The sequence below is a fragment of the Amycolatopsis sulphurea genome (assembly GCF_002564045.1).
In the GTDB taxonomy this organism is placed as follows: domain Bacteria; phylum Actinomycetota; class Actinomycetes; order Mycobacteriales; family Pseudonocardiaceae; genus Amycolatopsis; species Amycolatopsis sulphurea.
This window is the reverse complement of the sequence record NZ_PDJK01000002.1, coordinates 5,424,509-5,444,264: the sequence shown is the minus strand read 5'-3', so window position 1 is coordinate 5,444,264 and position 19,756 is coordinate 5,424,509. Positions and strand designations below refer to the sequence as shown.

Below are 19,756 nucleotides of genomic sequence, written 5' to 3'. Positions count from 1 at the left end.
AAGGAGTTCAGCGGGCCAGGTAGCCGCCGTCGACGGGCAGCACCGTGCCGTGCACGAAGCCCGCCGCGTCCGAGGCGAGGAAGAGCGCGGCCCCGGCGATGTCCTCGGCGCATCCCCACCGGCCCGCGGGGATGCGTTCGAGAATCTGGCGATTGCGGGTCTCGTCCGCCACGAGCGCGACGTTCATCTCCGTGCTGATGAAGCCGGGCGCGATCGCGTTGACGCGCACGCCCCTCCCTGCCCACTCGTTCGCGACGGACTTGGTGAACTGGGCGACCGCGCCCTTCGAGGCGGCGTACGCGGACGCGGTGAACCCACCGGTGAACGAGAGCATCGAAGCGAGGTTCACGATCACCCCGGACCCGCGTTCCAGCATCGGGCGCCCGAACAGCTGGGTCAGCTCGACCACGGTCCTGACGTTGAGCTGCTGCACCCGATCCCAGTCCTCGAACGGAAAATCCTCGAACGGGTGCCGCAGGTTGAGCCCGGCGTTGTTCACCAGGATGTCCACCCGGTGCTCTCGCAGCACCCCCGCCGCCGCGGCCCGCACCTGCGCCGGGTCACTGAGATCGGCCAGCGCCGGCACGTACTTCCCGCCGAAGGTGGTGACCGGCCGGCGGTGCAGGCCGACGACGGTGGCGCCGTTGCGCAGGTACTCCTCGGCGATCGCGCGGCCGATGCCGGAGCTGGCCCCGGTCACCACTGCGGTCTTGCCGGTCAGGTCGGCGGTGAACGGAGCGGCCATGCCGGTGCTGCCCTTCTGCTCGGTGGTCATGCGATGTGCGATCCGCCGTTGACGTCGTACGTCACGCCGGTCAGGTAGCCCGCGGCTTCGCTCAGCAGGAACGAGACCACTGCGGCGACGTCGTGCACCGTCCCGATCCGCCCGACCGGCAGATCCTCGATCAACCCGGCCTTGCGCTCCTCGGACAGACGCCCGCCCATGATGTCGGTGTCGATCGAGCCCGGAGCGACGGAATTCGCCGTGATACCCACCGGTCCCAGCTCACGGGCCAGCGTGCGGGCGAAGCCGAGCAGCGCCGCCTTCGCCGCCGAGTACGCGGCCCGGCCGTACACGCCCCCGCCGCGCTCGGCCGAGGTCGACGAGATGTGCACGATCCGGCCGACACGATGCCGCGCCATCACCCTCGCGGCGGCCTGCGTGACGTGGAAGGTGCCGTGCAGGTTCACCTCGATCACACGACGCCACTCCTCGTCGGTGACCTCCAGGAACGGGACCGGCGAGCTGACGCCGGCGTTGTTCACGAGCCCGGTCAGCTGCGGCAGCTGCTGCTCGACCTGCGCCACAGCGGCGAACACGGCGTCCCGGTCGCGGATGTCGACTCCCGCGCCGAAGCACGGTCTGCCGTACTCCTCCTGCAGCCGCGCAGCCAGGCCCTCGCTCGCCGCGTGGTCGACGTCGAACACGGCGACCGACCAGCCCTGGGCGGCGAGCGAACCGGCGATCGCGCGGCCGATCCCGCGTTCGGACGCCGCCCCGGTGACGATCGCGGTGCGGTCCCGGGGGAATTCGGCGGCAGACGTGCTCATGGTGCTCCTGTCAGCTCGTGCGCGGGAGAATCCGGCGGAGGTAGGCGGCGTTCGTGGCGCCCACGCTCAGCCCGTCCCCGCCGTAGTGCTCGGTGACGAACGCGCCACGGAAGCCGTGCACGATCGCGTACCGCACCGCCACCCGATAGTCGATGACACCGAGTTCGAGCGACGTCGGATGCGTAAGCACAGTGCCGGTCGCCGGGTCCTCCAGGCGGGCATAGTTCTTGACGTGCCAATAGTTCGTGTGCGGTGCGGTGACCGAGACGAGGTACTCCCACGAGTCCGCCGGGCCTTGCTGCCGGATCAGGTTCCCGAGGTCGGGGTTGAGCCCCACCGCGTCGTGGCCGATCTCGTCCAGGAAGCGGATCGCCTCGTCGGCGCTGCCGAGGTAGGTGTTCTCGTACAGCTCCAGCGAGATCTCCAGCCCGAGCGACGCCGCATGCTCGCCCAGCTCGCGGAACCGGCGCACGGCCAGGGCGTAGACCTCGGGATCTGCCGGGCGCTCGTCCTGCGGCAAGGTCCAGAACCACAACACGCGCCGTTGGTCCGGAGTCAGGACATCGTGCAGGCCAAGGCAAACGACGTCCGCGCCCAGCTCGGCGGCCGCGTCCACAGTGCGGTGGGTGAACGCGAGGTTTGCTTCCCCGCGCTCCGGATGGATCACGCTCTGCCGCACCACGCCGACGCCCGGCACGGACAGCCCGGCGTCGTCCAGCACCGCGGCCAGTTCCTTCACCCGCGCCGGTTCGAGATCACCGAGCGGCAGCCACGCCGTGGACAGCTCCAGGTGCGTGAACCCGGCGTCGACCACCGCCTCCAGCTGCGCCCGCCACTCGACCGGGTTCAGCTCGGCCACGGGCGTGCCGTCCGCGTGGTGCGGCGGGAACTGCAACATGGCCGCGGCGATCGGCCATTCCTCCGGCGGATACGGCGGCACGACGGCGCCGGAACAGACCAGCGACGGCCGTTCTTCGTGCACGGTCACGGGCTCAGCCAATGCGGATTCCTCCGTTGAGGTTGTAGGTCGCGCCGGTGATGTAGCCCGCGTCCTCGCCGATCAGGAACTCCGCGAGCGCGGCGACCTCGCGCGTAGTGCCCAGCCGGCCCACCGGCAGCTGCGCCAGGAAGGCGGGTTTGCGCTCGTCGGTGATGCGGCCGCCCATGATGTCGGTGTCGATCGTGGCCGGGGCGATCACGTTGACCGTGACCCCGTTCGGCGCGACCTCCAGCGCCAGCCCGCGGCTGAAGCCCTCGATCGCGCCCTTGGACGCCGCGTAGGTCGACTTGCTGTAGGTACCGCCGCCGTTCTGCGCGGCGGTCGAACCGAGGCTGACCACCCGGCCGTAGCCGCGTTCCACCAGGCCGGGCACGATGCGCTTGCACATCACGAACACACCGGTCGCGTTGATCCGCATCACCCGCTCCCACGTCGCGAGATCCGCTTCCAGCAAGGAAACCGGCGAGCTGACGCCCGCGATGTTGACCAGCGCCGTGATCGGCGGCAGCGCGCTTTCGAACGTCGACACCGCCGCGTCCACGGCCTCGGGATCGGCGATGTCGGCAGTCGCCCCGCGCGCGGAGACACCATGCCGGGCGGCCAGCTCCGCCGCGACGTCCGTGACCGCCGGGTCGAGGTCGAGCAACCCGAGGTGCCAGCCGGCCGGAGCGAGCCGCTCCGCCAGGGCACGGCCGATCCCGCGTGCCGACGCCGCGCCGGTGATGATCGCGGTGCCTGTCATCGTGTGGTCCTTTCGCTTTCCGGGGTGTTCAGCGCGGTGCCCGGCTGCTGCCCGCGGCTGACCGCGATCAGCGAGTCCAGGGCGCTCGCGGACACCGCGGCGCTGAACCGGTCGGTCCAGCAGAGGGAGTGCGGGGCGAGCACGACAGTGTCCAAAGTGGTCAGTAGGCTGCCGGGTTTCAGCGGCTCCTCGGCGAACACGTCGAGTCCCGCGCCCGCGAGCTTCCCGTCACGCAGCCGTGCGATGAGGGCTTCCTCGTCGACCACGGACCCCCGCGCGACGTTGATCAGCCGCGCCGAAGGTCGCATCAAGGCGAGTTCTTTCTCGCCGATCAGGTTCCTGGTACCGGAGTTCCCAGCGACGGTGACCACGACGTAGTCGCTCTGCCCAAGCACATCCGCGAGCGGCAGCGTCGCCACGCCCAACTCCGCCGCGGCCCGGCCGCGGTCGCTGCGGTTGTACCCGAGCACGCGCAACCCGAGCGCCCGCACGCGGCGCGCGGTCTCCATCCCGATCCCACCCAACCCGACGATGCCCACCGTCGCGCCTTCGAGACCAGGACCCTGCCACGCGCCACGCTCGCCCCAGCGGCCCTCACGAACCAGCCGATCCTTCATGACCAGGTTGTGCGACAACGCATACAGCAGCGCGACGACCGAATCGGCGACCGGCCCGCGCACCGCCTCCGGCGTCGTGGTCACGACGACGCCACGCCGGGTGCAGGCGTCGACGTCCACCGCGTCGAACCCGGCGCCGAACCGCGCGACATGGCGCAGCCGTCCGGACGCCGGGATCGAGGCCGCGGTGACACGCTCGTGCCCCAGCACCAGTACCGCGTCCGCGCCGTCGAGCTGCTCCGGTCGCAGCTCCTCCACCGCGTCGTCGAGTACCCGCCACGACAACCCTGCTTCGGTGAGCCGGGAAAGCCCGATGTCCCCGAAAACGGTGCTGCCGCCGGGTTCGGCGTAGCCACAGGTGATCACGACCTGGTAGCCGGGCACGTCAGCTCGCCCTCCGCTCGAATTCGAGACCGCCGGGCACCTGGAAGGTCGGCAGGATCTCGATGTGCCCGACGTTCATGTGCCGCGGCGACTCGATCGCGAACTCGATCGCGGCGGCGATGTCGGCCGGTTTGAGCGATTCGTACCCGTCGAACAACTCGCGCCGGGCCTTCTCCGGATCGCCGAGGATCCGGCCGAAGATCTCCGTTTCGACCCGGCCGGGGCAGATCTCGGTGACCCGGATGCGCTTGCCGAAACCGTCGACCCGCAGTTGCCGCGAAAGGGTGTGCACCGCGGATTTGGTGGCGTGATAGATCGTGTTGCCGCCGAAGTTGTAGACCCCGGCGATGGAACTGATGTTCACGATGTGCCCGAGGTCGCGCGCCACCATGCCCGGCATGACCAGCCGCACCAGGTGCAGCACGGCACGGAGGTTGACCGCGATCTGCTCGTCGACGGCGAATTCGTCGGCGGTCAGGATGTTCCCGGTGCGCGACACCCCGGCGTTGTTGACCAGCACGTCGATCTCCAGCCCGGCCACCAGATCGGTGAGTGCGCCGGTCTCGGTGAGGTCGAGCGCGTGCGCCCGGCAGCCGGTGGCCTCGGCCAGCTCCGCGAGGCGCTCGGCGTCGCGGGCCACCGCGTGCACCTTCAGCCCGCGCGCGGCCAGCCGCTCGACGACCACGGCGCCGATCCCGGTCGACGCGCCGGTGACCAGGGCAGTGCGGTAGTCGGAGAAGGGCATGGTGTGCGGCTCCTTTCGGCGGTCTCCGGCCGAACCTAAGCCGCCGCGGACCGGCCCGGCAAACAGCGTTTCCCGCTGGAGCGATCGGATCTGCTTATGTCCGCCGGTCACCGGCCCGTCATCCGGAACGCCGATCGCGCCAGCACGATTCGCTGTTGGCCCGCCGCGATCCGGCCCGGATACCGTGCCCGCGCACGGTTCCGCGCACGAAGAGGAGCAGACCATGGGAAAGCGCGTGCTGAGTACCCGCGGGACCCTGCCGGGCGCGGGCCTGGACCGGCTGGCCGGGTATGTCGACCTGGTCAGGGGACCCACCGACGAGAAGCCCACGCCCGCGCAGCTGCACGCACTCGCCACCGGCGCCGCGGGCATCCTCTGCCTCGGCAACGACGTCGTCGACGCCGCACTCCTGGACGCCGCCGGACCGCAACTGCAGGTCGTCAGCCTCGCCAGCGCCGGCTTCGACGCGGTGGATCAGACCGCGGCGGCCGAACGCGGCGTCGTCGTCACACACACCCCGGGCGTGCTCGCGGAAACCACCGCCGACCTCGCGTGGTCGCTGATCCTCATGGCCCGCCGCCGTCTCGGTACCGCCCGGGACCGGCTGCACGCCGGCACCTGGACCACCTTCCGCATGGACGACCACCTGGGCCTAGACGTGCACGGGACGACGCTCGGCCTCGTCGGCTACGGGCAGATCGGCCGCGCCGTCGCCCGGCGCGCCACCGGCTTCGGCGTGCGCGTGCTGTGCCACGACCCGTACTCGGCTCCCGCGGACGGCCTCGCCGAACCGGTCGGCTTCGAGTCCCTGCTGGCCCAATCGGACATCGTCTCGCTGCACGTGCCGCTGACGGACACGACCCGCCACCTCATCGGCACGAAGGAACTGCACGCGATGAAGCCGACCGCCACGCTCGTCAACACCTCTCGCGGCGGTGTTGTCGACGAAGCAGCCCTGCTCACCGCGCTGCGCGACGGCACACTGCACTCCGCGGGCCTGGACGTCTTCGCACAGGAGCCGCGCGGCGAGGACGTAGCGGACCTGATCGCGGCGTCCCGGCTGGTGGCTCTCCCCCACGTCGGCTCGGCCACCGAGGCGACCCGCGCCGCCATGGTCGACCTCGCCGTGGCCAACCTGCTGGCAGTACTCGCCGGCGAACCGGCCCGCACTCCGCTACCCGGCTGATCTTCTTCGCGCAGGTGACGTAAGCGAACCGCCCGAACGTCCACATGGGACTGACCGAGGGCGAACCGAAGGCGATGACCGGGAACGCTCCTGCGGTTGGCTTACACGACCGGCCTCTGCCTGGTCTCGCAGAGGGATCGCGCCACCGACCGTCAGCGCACCTTCACCACGGTCTTGCCACGCAGCCCCGCGACCTCGGTCCGGCCGCACAATGCCGCGACCCCGGCGTCGAGACCGATCGTCGCCCCGACGACCGGACGGACCGTGCCTGACAAGACCAGCGCGCCGATCTCCGCCAGCCGTTCGGGTTTGCGGTCCAGCCGGTAGTTGTCCGTCCGGATGCGCAGGTCGGCCAGGGGTTCGTCAGCCAGCCCGAACGCGGTCGACCAGAAGGCACCGCCGTCGCGCACCACCGCGGCCAGCGCGCGGTTCGCCGCTCGATCGCCGACCGCGTCGAGAATTCCGTCGACGCCTTCGGGAACCAGCCTGCGCAGCGCCTCCGCGACAGGCTCGCCGCCCTGGACCACGACCTCACCGGCACCCAGCTCCCGCACCTCCCCGGCGACCGCCGCTGAAGCCGTGCCGAGGAACGCGCGGCCGAGCTGCGCGAGATGCCGGACGACGCGGCGGGGAAGCTGCGGCGGGCGGCCGACGCGGGCGAGGTGCCGCCCCGGAGTGCGGCGTCGATCGCGGCGTGTCTGGACGCTCTCGCTGTCCGGCTGCCGGAGTCCGGAGATTCGGGCGATACGGGTGCGGGTGAGTAGAACTACCTAACCGCCGTGTGCGTAGTTGTGCGTGTCTCGGCGGGTGGGTTCCCCCGTTTGAGCCAGGAAGGCGTGGATCGGCCGGGGACGGTCCCGTAGCCTGTGACGAACTGATCACGGGGAGGGATCGCATGGGTTTCGAGACGATGCCCGGAGCGTTGCGCGCGGCGGGCAGGTCCGCTGGCGAGAAGGTGGGCGGCCTTCGCGGCGCGGATTGTGCGGAGCCGGTAGGCAGGGTGGCGGGTGCGGTGCGCGGCGGGAACGCCGCGACGGCTGCCGGGCGCTGCCGGGAGGCGTTGGCGACGACGTTCACCGAGTGGTGCGCCGAGGCGCAGCGCTTCGGCGACCGCCTCGGCGTGGCGGCCGACCGGTATCAGCAAGGCGACCACGCGGCGGCCGGGGCGTTCCCGGCCGCGCCGGGGATGCGGGGGCCGCGCTGATGGTGTCGCTGGCCGATGTCCGGGCCTGGAATCCCGGCACGCTGGACGAGATCTGCTCACTCTTGCAGGCCCGGACGCAGGTCCTCGTCCACGACGGGGACGACTACGGGAAGATCCTGCCGGTCGAGGGCTGGAGTGGGCCGGCCGCCGACAACGCGGCCGGGCAGCACCACGCGTTGATGCGGCAACTGGACACGATCGCCGCCGGGGCCGCCGCGATTGGCAAGGCGATCGGGCAGGCGTCCGACGCCATTACCGGTGTCCATCACGCCCTGACCAACGCCGAAGAGCTGGCCCGGAAGTACGGATTCCAGATCACCGACGCAGGCGGCATCACCGACACCTACGCGGGCAAAGAAGCACCGCCGGAGATGCATCCCGAGGACCGGGAACGGACGCACGCGCAACTGGTGGACGAGGTGGCGCAGATCCTGCGCACCGCGAACGACATCGACACCGATCTCGCATCAGTGCTCGACCGCGCGGCGGCCGGTCAGTTCGGCACCGGGAACGAATCCACCGTCGCCGCAGCAGCAGCCGACGGGATGAAAGACCCCGGCCTCACGCTGCCCGAACCCCCGCCGAACGCGACACCCTCGCAAAACTCCGCCTGGTGGGCCACCCTGTCCGAAGCGGGGCGGAACATCCTCCTGCGAGATCATCCCGACTGGCTGGGCAACCGTGACGGCCTGCCCGGCGATGTCCGCTCGAAAGCGAACATCGCCCGCATCCCCAGCGAGCGGACTGACCTCCAACACCAGCTCGACGAGGCAAAGAAACGGCTCGAACTGGTCAAAGACCAGCCCTACCGGCCGCCGAACATGCTGCCCGACGCGTTGGCCGACATCCGCAAAATCGAAGCCAAGCTCGCGTCCCTGACCGCGATCGAAACCACTCTTGCAAAGGGTGACCGGCAGCTACTTACCCTAGACGCATCAGGAGACCGGCTAAAATCGGCGATCGCAGTCGGCAATGTCGATACTGCGAAGCACGTGGCCGTGTTCACGCCGGGCTTTACGTCCACAGTGGATCACAGTTTGGCTGGATATGACACCGATATGGAGAATCTCCAGAAGCACACGCAGTTGATCTCGTCTAGGTACGGTGACGGCGCTCAGGCCGCCACGGTCGCGTGGCTGGGCTACGAGGCACCGCAGAACGACGATGTGATAAACGGCAACCAATCAGTGGCATCCGACCATATCGCACAGACTGGCGCCAAGAAGCTCGACGGCTTCCTCAACGGGATCGGCGCTTCCCATGAAATGCAGAACCAACCGCTGCACCTGACCGCGCTGGGCCACTCGTACGGCAGCCTCACCACAGGCATTGCCCTGCAACAATCCACCCCCGTGAACGACGCGGTGATTTTCGGATCACCGGGCCTCGACGCCCAGCAACGCGGTGACCTCCAGGTGCCGCAAGGACACCTGTTCTCTGCCGGGGCTGACCAGGACTCAGTTCCGAAACTCGACGTCGCCAACCACTTCGGCGTCTCCCCCTACGACATGCCCGGCATCGACCGCCTGAGCACCGGAGACGCAGTCACGGTGGACGGCACACCAGCGCACGCGACCCACACCCACGGCCAGTACCTCGACGACGGCTCGACGTCGCAGTACAACATGGCAGCGATCACGGCAGGCCGCCCTGATCTGCGCGTCAACTACGTCGCGCCCCCACCGCCGCCCCCGCCGCAACAGCCCACCCACCGATGACAAAGGGTCACATCGATCGCATGAAACACCACGTCATTCGAGCACTGGCCAGCGGCATCGTCATTCTCGCCCTGACCAGTTGCACTAACCCGGGCGCGCAGGAGCCAACCATGAACACAGACGAGAAGACAGCGAGCCAGCAGTTCAGCCAACTCATGCAACGTCCGGATATCGACCAGGCAGCAGCGCGGTACGACGAGATGTTTCGGAACGTTCGGGAACAACTGGCAGCCAAATTCCCCGCACTCCGATGGAAGCAGACAGACCAGCCCGGCCGGGCTGGCTGTAGCCAAGAATTCGCGGCAATCGATGTCTCCGGACGCGCCGACGCCGAGACCCGCAGCTTTCCCATCTGGACAGCGCCAGGAAATCTGCCAGACTCAGAATGGCAGCAAGCTGCGGCCGATGTTCGTGAAATCGCTCAAAGCTATGGTTTCGACACTGGAAAAGTTACCGTAAAACGACACAACGACAACGAGATCGTCTTTCGGGATCAGTACCGGGCTGCGCTCAACTTCGGCTCAGCCGTCAATACGACGCTACTGGTTCGCACCGGCTGCCACCTGTCTGCAGAAGCCAGGAACCGAGGAAGCCTCGCACCCCTCCCTTCGTATTAAGGTATCCGTACGGGCCACCTCGGGGTCCAACGCATGATTTGCAGGCGGTGCAAGCTCCGCCGGGCGTCTCCGGTCCGAACCGAGACGTCAGCGCTCCCGCCCAGGCAGCGGATATCTCAACGGGGCGGGGTGCCGTCCCGGATGGGCAATCGGCACCCCAGCATCGCGCCGTACGAGACGCTCGCGACCCGGGACGGCAGCCTCGCCGTGGCGATCGGCAACGACCGCCAGTTCGCTGTGATGGCGACCGCGCTCGGCCGTCCCGCGCTCGCCGAGGCTCCGGCGTTCGCGACCAACCACGCCCGCGTCCTGCACCGGACCGAACTGGTGACGACGTTGGAGGACCTCCTCGGCGCCCGGACCACCGACGAGTGGACCGCGGAATTCCGTGCCCGTGGCCTGACCTGCGGCAAGGTCAACGACATCGCACAGGCGATCGGTTTCGCCACCGAGCTGGGCCTGGATCCGGTCGTCACACTGCCGTCCACCGAAGACGACGTCCCGGCATCGCGACCCTCGCGAACCCGCTGCGCCTGCACGACACGCCCGTCCGCTACCACCGGGCGCCGCCCGCCCTCGGCGCGGACTCGGCGGCGCTACGCGGCTGGCTGTCCGATCCGGCCGGGCTGCGGCTGCCGGACTGATCACCGTTGCGGGGAAAGAAACTCCAGCCGGTTGCCGACGGGGTCGAAGACGTAGCACCGGCGGTAGCCGGGAAAGCCTTCGTCCCAGGTCACCGCGATCCCGTACGCAGCCAACCGGCGGGCCAGCGCATCCAGGCGACGAGGATGCCCGGATGCGCCTTGCGCGCGGGCCGGAAATCCTCGTCGACCCGAGGTGGATCTCCAGCCGATCCGAGCGCACCCACCGCCCGCCGCGCGCGGCCGGCGCCGGGGGCTTCACCAGCTCGGTCATCCCGAGCACCATGCCGTAGAAGCGCCGGCACGCGTCTTCCCCGCCCGGCGGGATGGCCAGCAGCACGTGGTGCAGACCAAGGCCGAACTCGCCCGGCGTAGCGCCGCCGTTTCGCTACCTTACCCGTTCGAAGACCTCGGTCTCCGCCTCCGACCGGCGAACCCGGACCCGCGGAATCACCACGGTGTCGTCCACAGTGTCCTCTGTGGGCGGAGGACCAGCCTTGGCGAACCGTGCTTCGCCCCATTTACGCACCCGGGGCGCCGCCCAGCGGACCACGAGCGTCGCCAGCAGCCCGACCAGCGCGCCGCAGATGATGTCGGACGGCCAGTGCACCCCCACGTACACCCGGGAGATCGCGATCAGCGCGGCCGGCACGCCGAGCGTCCAGCCCCACCGCCGGGAGACGAAGAACCCGGCCACGAACGCGATGGTCAGCGCCGCGGTGGCATGGTTGCTCGGGAAGGAGACCCCCGCTTCGTGCTCGACGAGCTGGTGCACCGGACGGCTCTCGAACGGCCGCCCGTGCACCGCGAACGCCCGCAGCACCCGGTTCACCAGGAAGCCCAGCGCGAGGGTCGCCCCGGCCTGCCCGGCGAGCCACAGGTTTTTCCCCCGCGTCCGCCCGCGCATCGCCGCCAGCACGACCAGCGCCCCCGCGACCGCCAGCACGTAGATCAACGGCCCGGCGACGAACTTCATCACCGCGTCCAGCGCGGCATTGTGCCCGGCAAGACCGTTGACCACATCGAACAGCACGGTCCGGCAACCCCTTTCCGATGAACAACCGATGGACGAACTGGAAATCTCGATCTTGCCAGTCGCCGGATGGCTGTTCCCCGCGGGTGGGGCGTCCACTGGTGCCGCGGCGGCCGGTGCAGATCAGGAGCGCCGGCACGACCCTCCGCGAGCAGCGCAGACGCCGAATCGGTCCCGTTCACCGGCCTCGCCGGCACCTGCTCCCCTCCTCGCGGTGCACGAACGCGGCGTGCACTGGCTTCCGGAGCCGCGCCAGTCTGTCCACTGAGGACTCGCCACACGATCCGCCGCCAAATCCCGACGGAAGTCCGTCGACGGGCCTGCCGCCGTGGTCGACAATGGGCGGGACAGCCGCCGAATCGCGAGGAGCCGTAGATGCCAGCCGAGGTGCCCGCCGGGATCGGACGCAGGGTGGATCGGGGGCCGCAGGTCCCGGGCTGCCCGGTGCGGGCCGGGGCGGACGGGGTGTGGCTGGTCCAGGACTACGCCGGCGCTCGGGCGGTGCTGCGCAGCATCGACACCTGCCAGGCCGGGCTGGGCATCGAGGCCTACGACAATCTGCCGCGGAAGATGCGCCGTCCGGTGCTCTATCGCGACGGGCCGGAGCACCGCGAGCACCGCCGCCAGACGGCGCAGTACTTCACGCCCCGCCGCGTGGACGAGGAGTATCGCGGGCTGATGTGCAGTCTCGTCGAGCAGCAGTGCGATCGCCTGCGCCGGGTCGGGCGGGCCGATCTGTCCAAACTGGCGCTCGCGGTTTCGGTCGGGGTGGTCGCGGAGGTGATCGGGCTCGACGGGTCGCGGGCCGCACTCGCGCGGCGGCTGGAGCGGTTCTTCACCGAGGCCGCCGTCGCACCGGGGTGGGGCAGCCCGCGCGCGATCGGCCGGCTGCTCTACGAACGCGGCCGCGCGCTGTCGGTCTTCCTGTTCAACATCCTGCCCTCGATGCGGAAGCGGCGTAAGCACCGCTGCGGAGACCTGGTCTCGCACCTGCTCGACGAGGGGTGCACGGCGTTGGAGGTGCTCGGCGAATGCGTCACCTTCGCCGGCGCCGGGATGTTCACCACCCGGGAGTTCATCACGCTCGCCGCGTTCCACCTGTTCAGCGACGACGCCCTGCGCGCCGCCTACACCACGGCCGACGAACCGGGCAGGCAGGCGATCCTGCAGGAGATCCTCCGCCTCGAACCGGTGGTGTCCGATCTCTACCGGCGGACCACCGCCGAACTGGAGGTCGGCGACGCCACCATCCCGCGCGGCGCGAAGATCGACATCCGGGTCGCCGCGGCCAACCTCGATCCGGCGGCCGCCGGATCGGACGCCGGTGAGCTGCGAGTGCCCCGCGACATCGCCGAAGGACTCACCTTCGGCGACGGCCCGCACCGCTGCCCCGGGGCACCCATCGCGCTGCAGCAGACCGATCTGTTCCTCACCGCACTGCTCGCGCTGCCCGGAATCCGGATGGCACGGGCGCCGCGCATCCGGATCCGGTCGAACATGGAGTCCTACGAGCTGACCGGGCTGGAGCTGGCCCTTCGCTGACCGCCCGGCGTCGAAGCCGCCCACCACGGAGTCACGCCACACAGAGCCGCCCTGACCAGGGTCGTCCAGGGCAATACCGCCAGGGACAGGATCGCGCCGCACAGAGTCGCTCGGCACAGAGTCGCCCGGTGCAGAGTCCCCCGGCGCTGGGCATCCGGCGCGCGGCCGAGCACGCGACGCCGGTCCGAAACGGTGCCGCCCGAAAGCCGAACGCGGAATACCCCGCCCGCCGCGTCGGAATCCGGCCATGGGGGCGAAGCCGTCAGCCGGATCGGCTCGGCGACGCGGTGCCCGGCGGCGAAAACCGCACCCTCTCCGCGCGGGCATCGCGGCACCACGCCGGGCTCCGCCGGACACCGAAGCGGAATCCGCCGACACAACGCGCCGACGCGTCGATACCCGTATTTCAGGGCGCGATTCGCTGCGATTTCCGCGGTGGTCGGCGGGCCGGTGATTCCCGCCCGGCGCAGGCGGGAATCGACCGTAACTTATACCGTCAGTAGCATAATCACCTTATCGAATGACGACACTCACTCTCCCAGGGTAAACCTGCAGGTAGACGTGAAAAACCTGCACGACCGCCCCTCTCGCCGCCGGCGGCCGCGAGCCGTGTCCACCGCCGCTGGCCAGCGGATTTCTTTGTCCGGACCGGGGAATCCGCGGTGCAGGATATTTCGGCGGCAGGGATGCAGAGCCGAGTCCGGTCGTGCCAAAATGAGCCGTACCGCTGGTCGGGGGCATATTCTGTACGGAATATTCCATTCTGGAATCACCTGGAGTGCGCGGCGGCGGAACGGGACTCGGGCACGGCACGGAAGTCCCGTTGCGCACTCCTGGTTGTCATCACGAAGGGACCACACGATGACCGAACCGGGCGCGGAGTCCCGCGCACCGCTGGGCGCCGCGCCGCCCGAGCGGCCCCACCGCGGTCACGACACGTATCTGGTCGCCCCCAGCCGGCCTCCCGCTCGGGTGACGGTCACCATTCACGCGGCCGCCACCCCGCTGACGCCGTCCGCGCCGCCCCGATACGGGCGAAATCGGCTCGATCTCGGCTTCGGCGCCCTCAGCAACGATCCGGAGGCGCTCCTGCGCGAAGGCGGCGCGCTCCGCCGCTCAGCACAGCCCCCGGACCACCGATCCGGGCCACGCCAGGACGAACCGGTGACCTGCGGCTGCCGACGACAGGCATCGCACCGCGAAGCACCGCCGCGTCCTGAGCCGCACCGTGCGGAACCGGAGCCGCTCCGGCCCGAACTGCGCGCCCTCCGCAGCCAGCCGGGATCCATCCACTACGAACCGAGAGTCCCGCGCGACGAACCGGAAGCACGCTGCGGCGAGCCGGGAACATGCCACGACGAACCGGCGGTGCTCCGCGGCGAATCGCGGTTGCTGTCCTCCGAGCCGGAAGCATCCCCAGGCGCACCGGGGGTCCGCCACCCCGGCCCCGGATCGCCCCGCCATCACCGGGAACCGCTCCAGGACGGACCGGGATCGCTCCGCCACCAGCCGGAAACACTCCCCGGCGAGCCAGGGACACCCCACGCCCAGCCGCGAACGCCCCGTCACCAACGGGAAGCACCGCACGACGGCCCGGCGACAGCCCAACCCGAACCGGGATCACCCCACCGCGAACCGCGAACGCTCCGCCAACGACGGGAAACACCGCACAGCGACCCGGCGGCAGCCCAACCTGAACCGGGATCGCCCTGCCGCGAACCGGAAACACCCCACGCCCAGCCTCGAACGCCCCGTCACCGACGGGACGCACCGCACGACGACCCAGCGGCAGCCCAACCCGAACCGGAAACACCCCACGACAACCCCAGGACACGCCACCCCGAACCACAATCCCTCCCCCGACGGAAAAAGCCGCACACCGCCCCGGCGGCACTCCACCCCGAATCGGGATCACCCCGCCACCACTCGCAAACACCCGACGGCGAACCGGCGACACTCCACCACCGACCGGAATCACTCCAGGGCGAACTGGAATCACTCCAGGGCGGACCGGCAGCACTCCACGCCGAATCGAAAACGCCCTACGCGCCGGGACCGTTCCATACCGAACAGAGAATTCCCGAGCGGGGATCTGTCTACCCCGCGCCGAGAACACTCCACGAATCGCTCCACTCCGAGCCGCAAACACCTCCCGAGCCAGGGTCGCTTCACCCCGAACCGGGCATCCACTGTCCCGAACCGAGCCGGCCGAGGGCCCTGCGCCGTGCCACGGGGGCCCACCGGCGGCCGAAGAAGGCACGCACCCGGGGTGCGCAGCGCTCGAAGAATCTCAGCGACTCGGCGACGACAGTGCGGGCCTTTGTGCTGGTCCTGGCCGTCGTGGTGGGGCTGGGCGCGCTGCTGGTGCTGGCGCTGCTGCTCATCACCGCGGCGCCGACCGCGGCGGTGCGCGGCATCGGCACTTCCGGCGCGGCGATCCTGCTCGCGAACACCTTGCACCAGCGGCGCGCCGGGAGCGGCCGCAAGTAGCCGCACGGGCGGGTCAGGCGCGGCACCCGGACCCGCCCGTGCGCCCTTTCCGGAATACCGGACCGCCAGGGTGTCGGCAAAGTCGGTGTGGAGGTCCGTGAAGGGGCCCTTCACAGACTCTGAGTCCGTGAAGGGCCCCTTCACAGACCTGAAACCGGTCCGGTGCACGTCACGAGGTGGTCGCACACACCTCAGCATCGCCCGCTGCCGGGTCCCCGACCAACTTTGCCGGAACCCTGACCGGACCGCCCCCCACGGCGGAGCTATTCGGCGCGCGCACGATCCGGCGCCGGGAATTACCCGAATCCGTCACCGGGAGACACCACGAAAATCACCGGACCGGGTAGCACGGAACCCGATCCGCTACGGAATTGTCCGGTAATACCCCCGCCCTGCCCGTCCGAGTGAATTGTCATTCTACTGACAAGTAGTATTCCGGCACACCTTGCGCGTGGAATATCCCCCGGCACAGGGTTGAGCGGGAATATTTCCGCAGTTCCGCACACACCAAGGGGCGAGCCGTGAACTACTACGATCCGAACGAAACCGCCGAACTCTTCCCCGAGGCCGCCTGGCACCGTCCGGCTGCCTGCGACACCAACTCGGGAAACTGCGTGGAAGTGGCATTCGGCCGGGACGGCCGGGTGGGCATCCGGGACAGCAAGCTGCCCAGTTCGCCGGTGCTCGTCTTCGACCGGGAAGAGTGGGTGTCCTTCACCGGCGCCGTCCGGCGGGGGCAGTTCGCCTTTTGACGTCTCATCACATTCCGTGCACACCTGATCCACATTCCGCAGCGCACTCCGGTAAACGGGTGAACACCGTCGGGAATTGAATCGCCCGGGCGGCGCGGGCCGCCCGGGTTCACTACCCTGATCGGGTCCTCACCCCGCCCGAAATGGTTGTGGAGCCCAGGTGATCCCTTCTGCACGCCGTCCCCCGCTGTCCGACCGGACCCAGCGCACCCGGCTGGGCATCCGCATCCGTGCCTGCCGCGAGGATCGCGGGGTCACGCAGAAACAACTGGCCGCCGAGGTCGGCTGCAGCCAGCCCAAGATCCAGAAGATCGAGGCGGGCAAGACCGGCACCCCGCAGCCGGACCTGGAGAACATCATCCGGGCGCTGGGCATCGACCTGGACACCGCCGCGGAACTGCGCCGGCTCAACCATTCCGGCACCCCCGGCCGCCGCCGGACCGACCGGCGCTTCGCCGCCCCCTCGTGGTTCCGGCCGATCCTCTACCAGGAAGCGGACGCGGTGGAGATGCTGAGCTGGACCGGGGAACGCATGCCCGGTCTGTTGCAGAGCGAGGACTACATGCGCGCGCAGTTCCGCTCGCGCGACCGGGACCGGGTGGCCGAACGCGTCGCCGAACGGCTGGGCCGGCAGCAGATCTTCGGCCGCCGCCCGGACGCACGCTACGTGTTCCTGATCAGCGAAGGCTGCGTGCTGCGCACCCGGAAACACCTCGCCCCAGCCGTCGCCCGGGACCAGTTCGAGCATCTGACCGCATTGCTGCACCAGCACGAGAGCATCGACCTGCGCGTCGTCCCGTTCTCCGCGGCGGCGCACGTCGACACCGATTTCACCATTCTGCGCTTCGACCCCGGCGAGGTACCCGATTTCGCCTACACCGAGGATCCGGACCGGCTCAACGTCACCCGCGCCACCGACGACACCTTCGCCCTCTACGAGGAGTCCTGGGCCGCGCTCCTGGCCGTCGCCCTGCCGCGCAAGGATTCCCTGGCCTGGTTCACCGAACTCGCGCACCAGTGCCGGACCGAATCGGCGAACACCCCGGTGCCCGAGGTGACACCGCCCGAACCCGGTAATGCCGGTGCGCGCCGCACCCGGGAAATGAATGTGCCGACGACCGATTCCCGGGAGGATTCTTTGCGGGAATCGCTCAAGTGAGCAAAGCGCGGGTGCGCACCCTGACCTCGGTGACCCGGTCGGCCGTCGATTCGGTGACCAAGAGTCATCGGCTTTCCCGCTGATCGTCCCCCGATCGCGAGGACGAGCCGGCACCACGGAATGCGTAGCCGCCCGGCGTGCCCAGATAGGCCCCGGCCATCGCTGCGACCTCGTCGGCCCAGCCGGGCCAGGTCAGCCCGTCGGGCCAGGACCGGCAGGTGGCCGCGCGGTGCACGCAGGAGCCGGCGATCGTCCGGGCGGCCACCCGGATCGCACGGTCGGGCTCGGCGCGCCGGATCTCGCGCCGGTAAGGCGCCAACGCGTCCGCGAGCGCGTCCTGGACGGTGGCGAGGGTCCGCAGCCCACGCTCGACGGCGTCCGCGCGCTGCCCGCCGAGCAGCTCCGGGAAGACCCGGTCATGGCCGGCGAAGGTGCCCGCCAGCGCGTGCGCGAACGCGGCGAGCACACCGTCCGCTCCGGACTCCGCGCCGCGGAGTGCCTCCGCCACACCGGTTTCCAGCCTGCCGAGCAGCTCGTCCTTGACCGCGTGCAGCAGCTGTTCCTTACCCGCGAACCGCCGGTAGATAGCACCGACCGACACCCCGGCCCGATCGGCGACCGTGGCCACGGTGAACTCCGCAAGGCCGCCGGTGGCCAGCACCTGTTCGGCCGCGTCGAGCACCTTCCGCAACGACATCCGGCTGCGGGCCTGCTGCGGCGGACGGAAGGCGGGAACGGCGTGCGAGCTCACCGGTGGACTGTACCGCGGCCAGATTCGAATGATAATCTGCGTTCGCATTCAGGCCACGACCGAGGGGGAAGCCGATGCGCATCGACCGTGACGTGGTCGTCCCGCCAGAGACGGCATTCCGCTCGTTCTCGACGTGTTCCGGCCCGATCATGACCGGCCGGTGCCGGTGCTCGCGTCGATCGGCCCGTATGGCAAGGACGTCCACTGGCCGGAGCGTTACCCGCTCTACGAACTGGTCGACCAGAACGAGCACATGGTCTGGGAGACCCCGAATCCGCAGTGGTGGACCGAACGCGGTTACGCGGTGGTCCGGGCCGACGCGCGGGGCAGCGGCAAGTCCGGCGGGCGGCTCGACGTCTTCGGCCGCACCGACGCCGAGGACTGCTACGACGTCATCGAATGGTGCGCCGCGCAGCCGTGGTCGACCGGGAAGGTCGCCACCAGCGGCATCTCCTGGTACGCGATGATGGGCTGGCGCGTCGCCGCGCTGCAGCCGCCGCATCTGGCCGCAGTCGTGGTCTGGGAGGGCTGCACCGACTTCTACCGTGACTGGGGACGCCAGGGCGGCATCCACACCAGCGCCACGGACGACTGGTGGCAGCGGCAGCTCGTCCCGCAGCTGAGCGGCGAGGACCCGGTGGACATGCCGGCCGAGCTTCGCTCCCGCGAGCTGCTCGACGACTGGTACCGCGAGCGGACCGTAGACCTGTCCCGGGTACGGGTCCCGGTACTGTCCGCGGGCAACTGGGGCTCCCTCCACCTGCATCTGCGCGGGAACATCGAAGGCTGGCAGCGTGCCGCGTCCGAGCACAAGTGGCTCGTGGTGCACGTCGGCTCGCACGTCGATCCCTACTACGCGGACTGGGCCAAAGAACTCCAGCTGCGGTTTCTGCGGCGCTTCCTCGACGGCGACGAGGCCGCGATGGACGGCGTGCCACCAGTCCGGCTCGCGATCCGCCGCGGCCACGACGCGCAGTGGCGCGACGAAGCCGGCTGGCCGCTCCCCCGCACCCAATGGCAACGGCTCTATCTCGGCCACGACAGGCTCGGCTGGGAGCCACCCGAAGAGGGCGGCAAGCCGTATCCAGCCGCCTTCGATTTCCTTGCCACAGAACGGATCGAGATCACCGGCCCGCTCGCGCTCCGGCTGTGGATCTCCTCCCCCGCGGAGGACGTGGACGTCTTCGTGCAGCTCGATCAGTACCGCGCCGATGGCGAACGGATCCCCGCGATCGGCCCCGGCGGTACCGCCACCCCGGTGCCGATGGCGCTCGGCTGGCTGCGCGCCTCCCACCGCGAGCTCGATCCCGCGCGCACCCTGCCGCACCGCCCATGGCATCGCCACGAACGGATCAGGCCGCTCGAACCCGGTGTGCCGACGTTGCTGGAAGTGGAGATCTGGCCGACCTCGCTCACGCTGGAACCCGGCCAGCGCCTGCGGTTGCAGGTCCGGGCGGACGACGACAATCTCGGCCGGCTCGCGCATAACGATCCGGCCGACCGCAAGCGAGACCGCACGGCGACCCTCCATTTCGGCGGGGCGCACGCCTCCCACCTGTACCTGCCGATCATTCCGGAGTGACCCAGTTCACCTAAACTGGGCGTCGAATCCGCCCCGCCCGCG

21 protein-coding genes are annotated in these 19,756 nt (G+C 69.9%); 12 read left to right on the top strand and 9 right to left on the bottom strand.

The genetic code is table 11. From position 1 onward, the window contains the following. Window positions 1-7: 7 nt before the first annotated feature. Genes ATK36_RS30830 through ATK36_RS30805 form a run of 6 tightly spaced genes read right to left on the bottom strand, consistent with a single transcriptional unit; the run spans window position 8 to window position 5,039 of the window. The gene (locus ATK36_RS30830; protein WP_245915332.1) at window positions 8-775 is read right to left on the bottom strand and encodes an SDR family NAD(P)-dependent oxidoreductase; all 768 of its coding nucleotides are present in this window, start codon (window positions 773-775) and stop codon (window positions 8-10) included. After that, the gene (locus ATK36_RS30825) at window positions 772-1,551 is read right to left on the bottom strand and encodes an SDR family NAD(P)-dependent oxidoreductase (RefSeq protein WP_098514636.1); all 780 of its coding nucleotides are present in this window, start codon (window positions 1,549-1,551) and stop codon (window positions 772-774) included. Before ATK36_RS30825 ends, ATK36_RS30830 begins: the two co-directional genes overlap by 4 nt. A 10-nt stretch (window positions 1,552-1,561) precedes the next feature. Further along, entirely contained in the window at window positions 1,562-2,551 is a 990-nt protein-coding gene (locus ATK36_RS30820; protein ID WP_211291995.1) for a sugar phosphate isomerase/epimerase family protein, read from the bottom strand. Further along, the gene (locus ATK36_RS30815) at window positions 2,544-3,293 is read right to left on the bottom strand and encodes an SDR family NAD(P)-dependent oxidoreductase (RefSeq protein ID WP_098514635.1); all 750 of its coding nucleotides are present in this window, start codon (window positions 3,291-3,293) and stop codon (window positions 2,544-2,546) included. The genes ATK36_RS30820 and ATK36_RS30815 overlap by 8 nt, the downstream gene beginning before the upstream one ends. Continuing rightward, complete coding sequence (locus tag ATK36_RS30810; RefSeq protein ID WP_098514634.1) at window positions 3,290-4,294, bottom strand: 2-hydroxyacid dehydrogenase; 1,005 nt, start codon at window positions 4,292-4,294, stop codon at window positions 3,290-3,292. Before ATK36_RS30810 ends, ATK36_RS30815 begins: the two co-directional genes overlap by 4 nt. Window position 4,295: 1 nt before the next feature. Next, on the bottom strand, window positions 4,296-5,039 hold the full coding sequence (locus ATK36_RS30805) for an SDR family oxidoreductase (protein WP_098514633.1): 744 nt from the start codon (window positions 5,037-5,039) through the stop codon (window positions 4,296-4,298). A gap of 223 nt (window positions 5,040-5,262) precedes the next feature. On the opposite strand from ATK36_RS30805, the gene ATK36_RS30800 reads away from it, so the two are divergent. After that, window positions 5,263-6,225, top strand: coding sequence for a 2-hydroxyacid dehydrogenase (locus tag ATK36_RS30800; protein ID WP_098515311.1), 963 nt, complete (start codon window positions 5,263-5,265; stop codon window positions 6,223-6,225). Between the two features lie 152 nt (window positions 6,226-6,377). Here the strand turns inward: ATK36_RS30800 and ATK36_RS30795 are convergent, their stop codons facing one another. After that, the gene (locus ATK36_RS30795) at window positions 6,378-6,779 is read right to left on the bottom strand and encodes a zinc-binding dehydrogenase (protein WP_170069981.1); all 402 of its coding nucleotides are present in this window, start codon (window positions 6,777-6,779) and stop codon (window positions 6,378-6,380) included. Window positions 6,780-6,836: 57 nt separating this feature from the next. Here ATK36_RS30795 and ATK36_RS32665 point away from each other — a divergent pair, with 57 nt between their 5' ends. From ATK36_RS32665 to ATK36_RS33095, 6 genes are all read left to right on the top strand, one after another. Beyond that, complete coding sequence (locus tag ATK36_RS32665; RefSeq protein ID WP_170069980.1) at window positions 6,837-6,989, top strand: hypothetical protein; 153 nt, start codon at window positions 6,837-6,839, stop codon at window positions 6,987-6,989. Window positions 6,990-7,120: 131 nt separating this feature from the next. Then, on the top strand, window positions 7,121-7,429 hold the full coding sequence (locus tag ATK36_RS30790) for a type VII secretion target (protein ID WP_098514631.1): 309 nt from the start codon (window positions 7,121-7,123) through the stop codon (window positions 7,427-7,429). Then, entirely contained in the window at window positions 7,429-9,147 is a 1,719-nt protein-coding gene (locus ATK36_RS30785) for an alpha/beta hydrolase (RefSeq protein WP_098514630.1), read from the top strand. The genes ATK36_RS30790 and ATK36_RS30785 overlap by 1 nt, the downstream gene beginning before the upstream one ends. Window positions 9,148-9,167: 20 nt before the next feature. Further along, complete coding sequence (locus ATK36_RS30780) at window positions 9,168-9,764, top strand: LppA family lipoprotein (RefSeq protein ID WP_170069979.1); 597 nt, start codon at window positions 9,168-9,170, stop codon at window positions 9,762-9,764. Window positions 9,765-9,797: 33 nt separating this feature from the next. Beyond that, entirely contained in the window at window positions 9,798-10,463 is a 666-nt protein-coding gene (locus tag ATK36_RS30775; protein ID WP_098514628.1) for a CoA transferase, read from the top strand. A 97-nt stretch (window positions 10,464-10,560) separates the two neighbouring features. After that, window positions 10,561-10,698: a hypothetical protein gene (locus tag ATK36_RS33095; RefSeq protein WP_211291994.1), complete on the top strand. Its 138-nt coding sequence runs from the start codon at window positions 10,561-10,563 to the stop codon at window positions 10,696-10,698. 95 nt (window positions 10,699-10,793) lie between these two features. Here the strand turns inward: ATK36_RS33095 and ATK36_RS30765 are convergent, their stop codons facing one another. After that, window positions 10,794-11,438 carry a phosphatase PAP2 family protein gene (locus ATK36_RS30765; protein ID WP_098514627.1) on the bottom strand — a complete coding sequence of 215 codons (645 nt, stop codon included), beginning with the start codon at window positions 11,436-11,438 and terminating at the stop codon, window positions 10,794-10,796. A gap of 375 nt (window positions 11,439-11,813) precedes the next feature. Between ATK36_RS30765 and ATK36_RS30760 the strand changes: the two genes are divergently transcribed. The 4 genes from ATK36_RS30760 (at window position 11,814) to ATK36_RS30745 (ending at window position 17,381) form a co-directional block, all read left to right on the top strand. After that, window positions 11,814-12,980, top strand: coding sequence for a cytochrome P450 (locus tag ATK36_RS30760; RefSeq protein ID WP_098514626.1), 1,167 nt, complete (start codon window positions 11,814-11,816; stop codon window positions 12,978-12,980). 2,310 nt (window positions 12,981-15,290) lie between these two features. Continuing rightward, complete coding sequence (locus ATK36_RS31860) at window positions 15,291-15,470, top strand: hypothetical protein (RefSeq protein WP_141544579.1); 180 nt, start codon at window positions 15,291-15,293, stop codon at window positions 15,468-15,470. Between the two features lie 521 nt (window positions 15,471-15,991). Next, window positions 15,992-16,222, top strand: coding sequence for a DUF397 domain-containing protein (locus ATK36_RS30750; protein ID WP_098514624.1), 231 nt, complete (start codon window positions 15,992-15,994; stop codon window positions 16,220-16,222). A gap of 160 nt (window positions 16,223-16,382) precedes the next feature. Continuing rightward, complete coding sequence (locus ATK36_RS30745; protein ID WP_098514623.1) at window positions 16,383-17,381, top strand: helix-turn-helix domain-containing protein; 999 nt, start codon at window positions 16,383-16,385, stop codon at window positions 17,379-17,381. A gap of 64 nt (window positions 17,382-17,445) precedes the next feature. Here ATK36_RS30745 and ATK36_RS30740 read toward each other — a convergent pair whose 3' ends face one another. Continuing rightward, entirely contained in the window at window positions 17,446-18,132 is a 687-nt protein-coding gene (locus ATK36_RS30740; RefSeq protein ID WP_245915331.1) for a TetR/AcrR family transcriptional regulator, read from the bottom strand. A 133-nt stretch (window positions 18,133-18,265) separates the two neighbouring features. On the opposite strand from ATK36_RS30740, the gene ATK36_RS30735 reads away from it, so the two are divergent. Further along, window positions 18,266-19,714 carry a CocE/NonD family hydrolase gene (locus ATK36_RS30735; RefSeq protein WP_245915330.1) on the top strand — a complete coding sequence of 483 codons (1,449 nt, stop codon included), beginning with the start codon at window positions 18,266-18,268 and terminating at the stop codon, window positions 19,712-19,714. The last annotated feature ends 42 nt before the right edge of the window (window positions 19,715-19,756 follow it).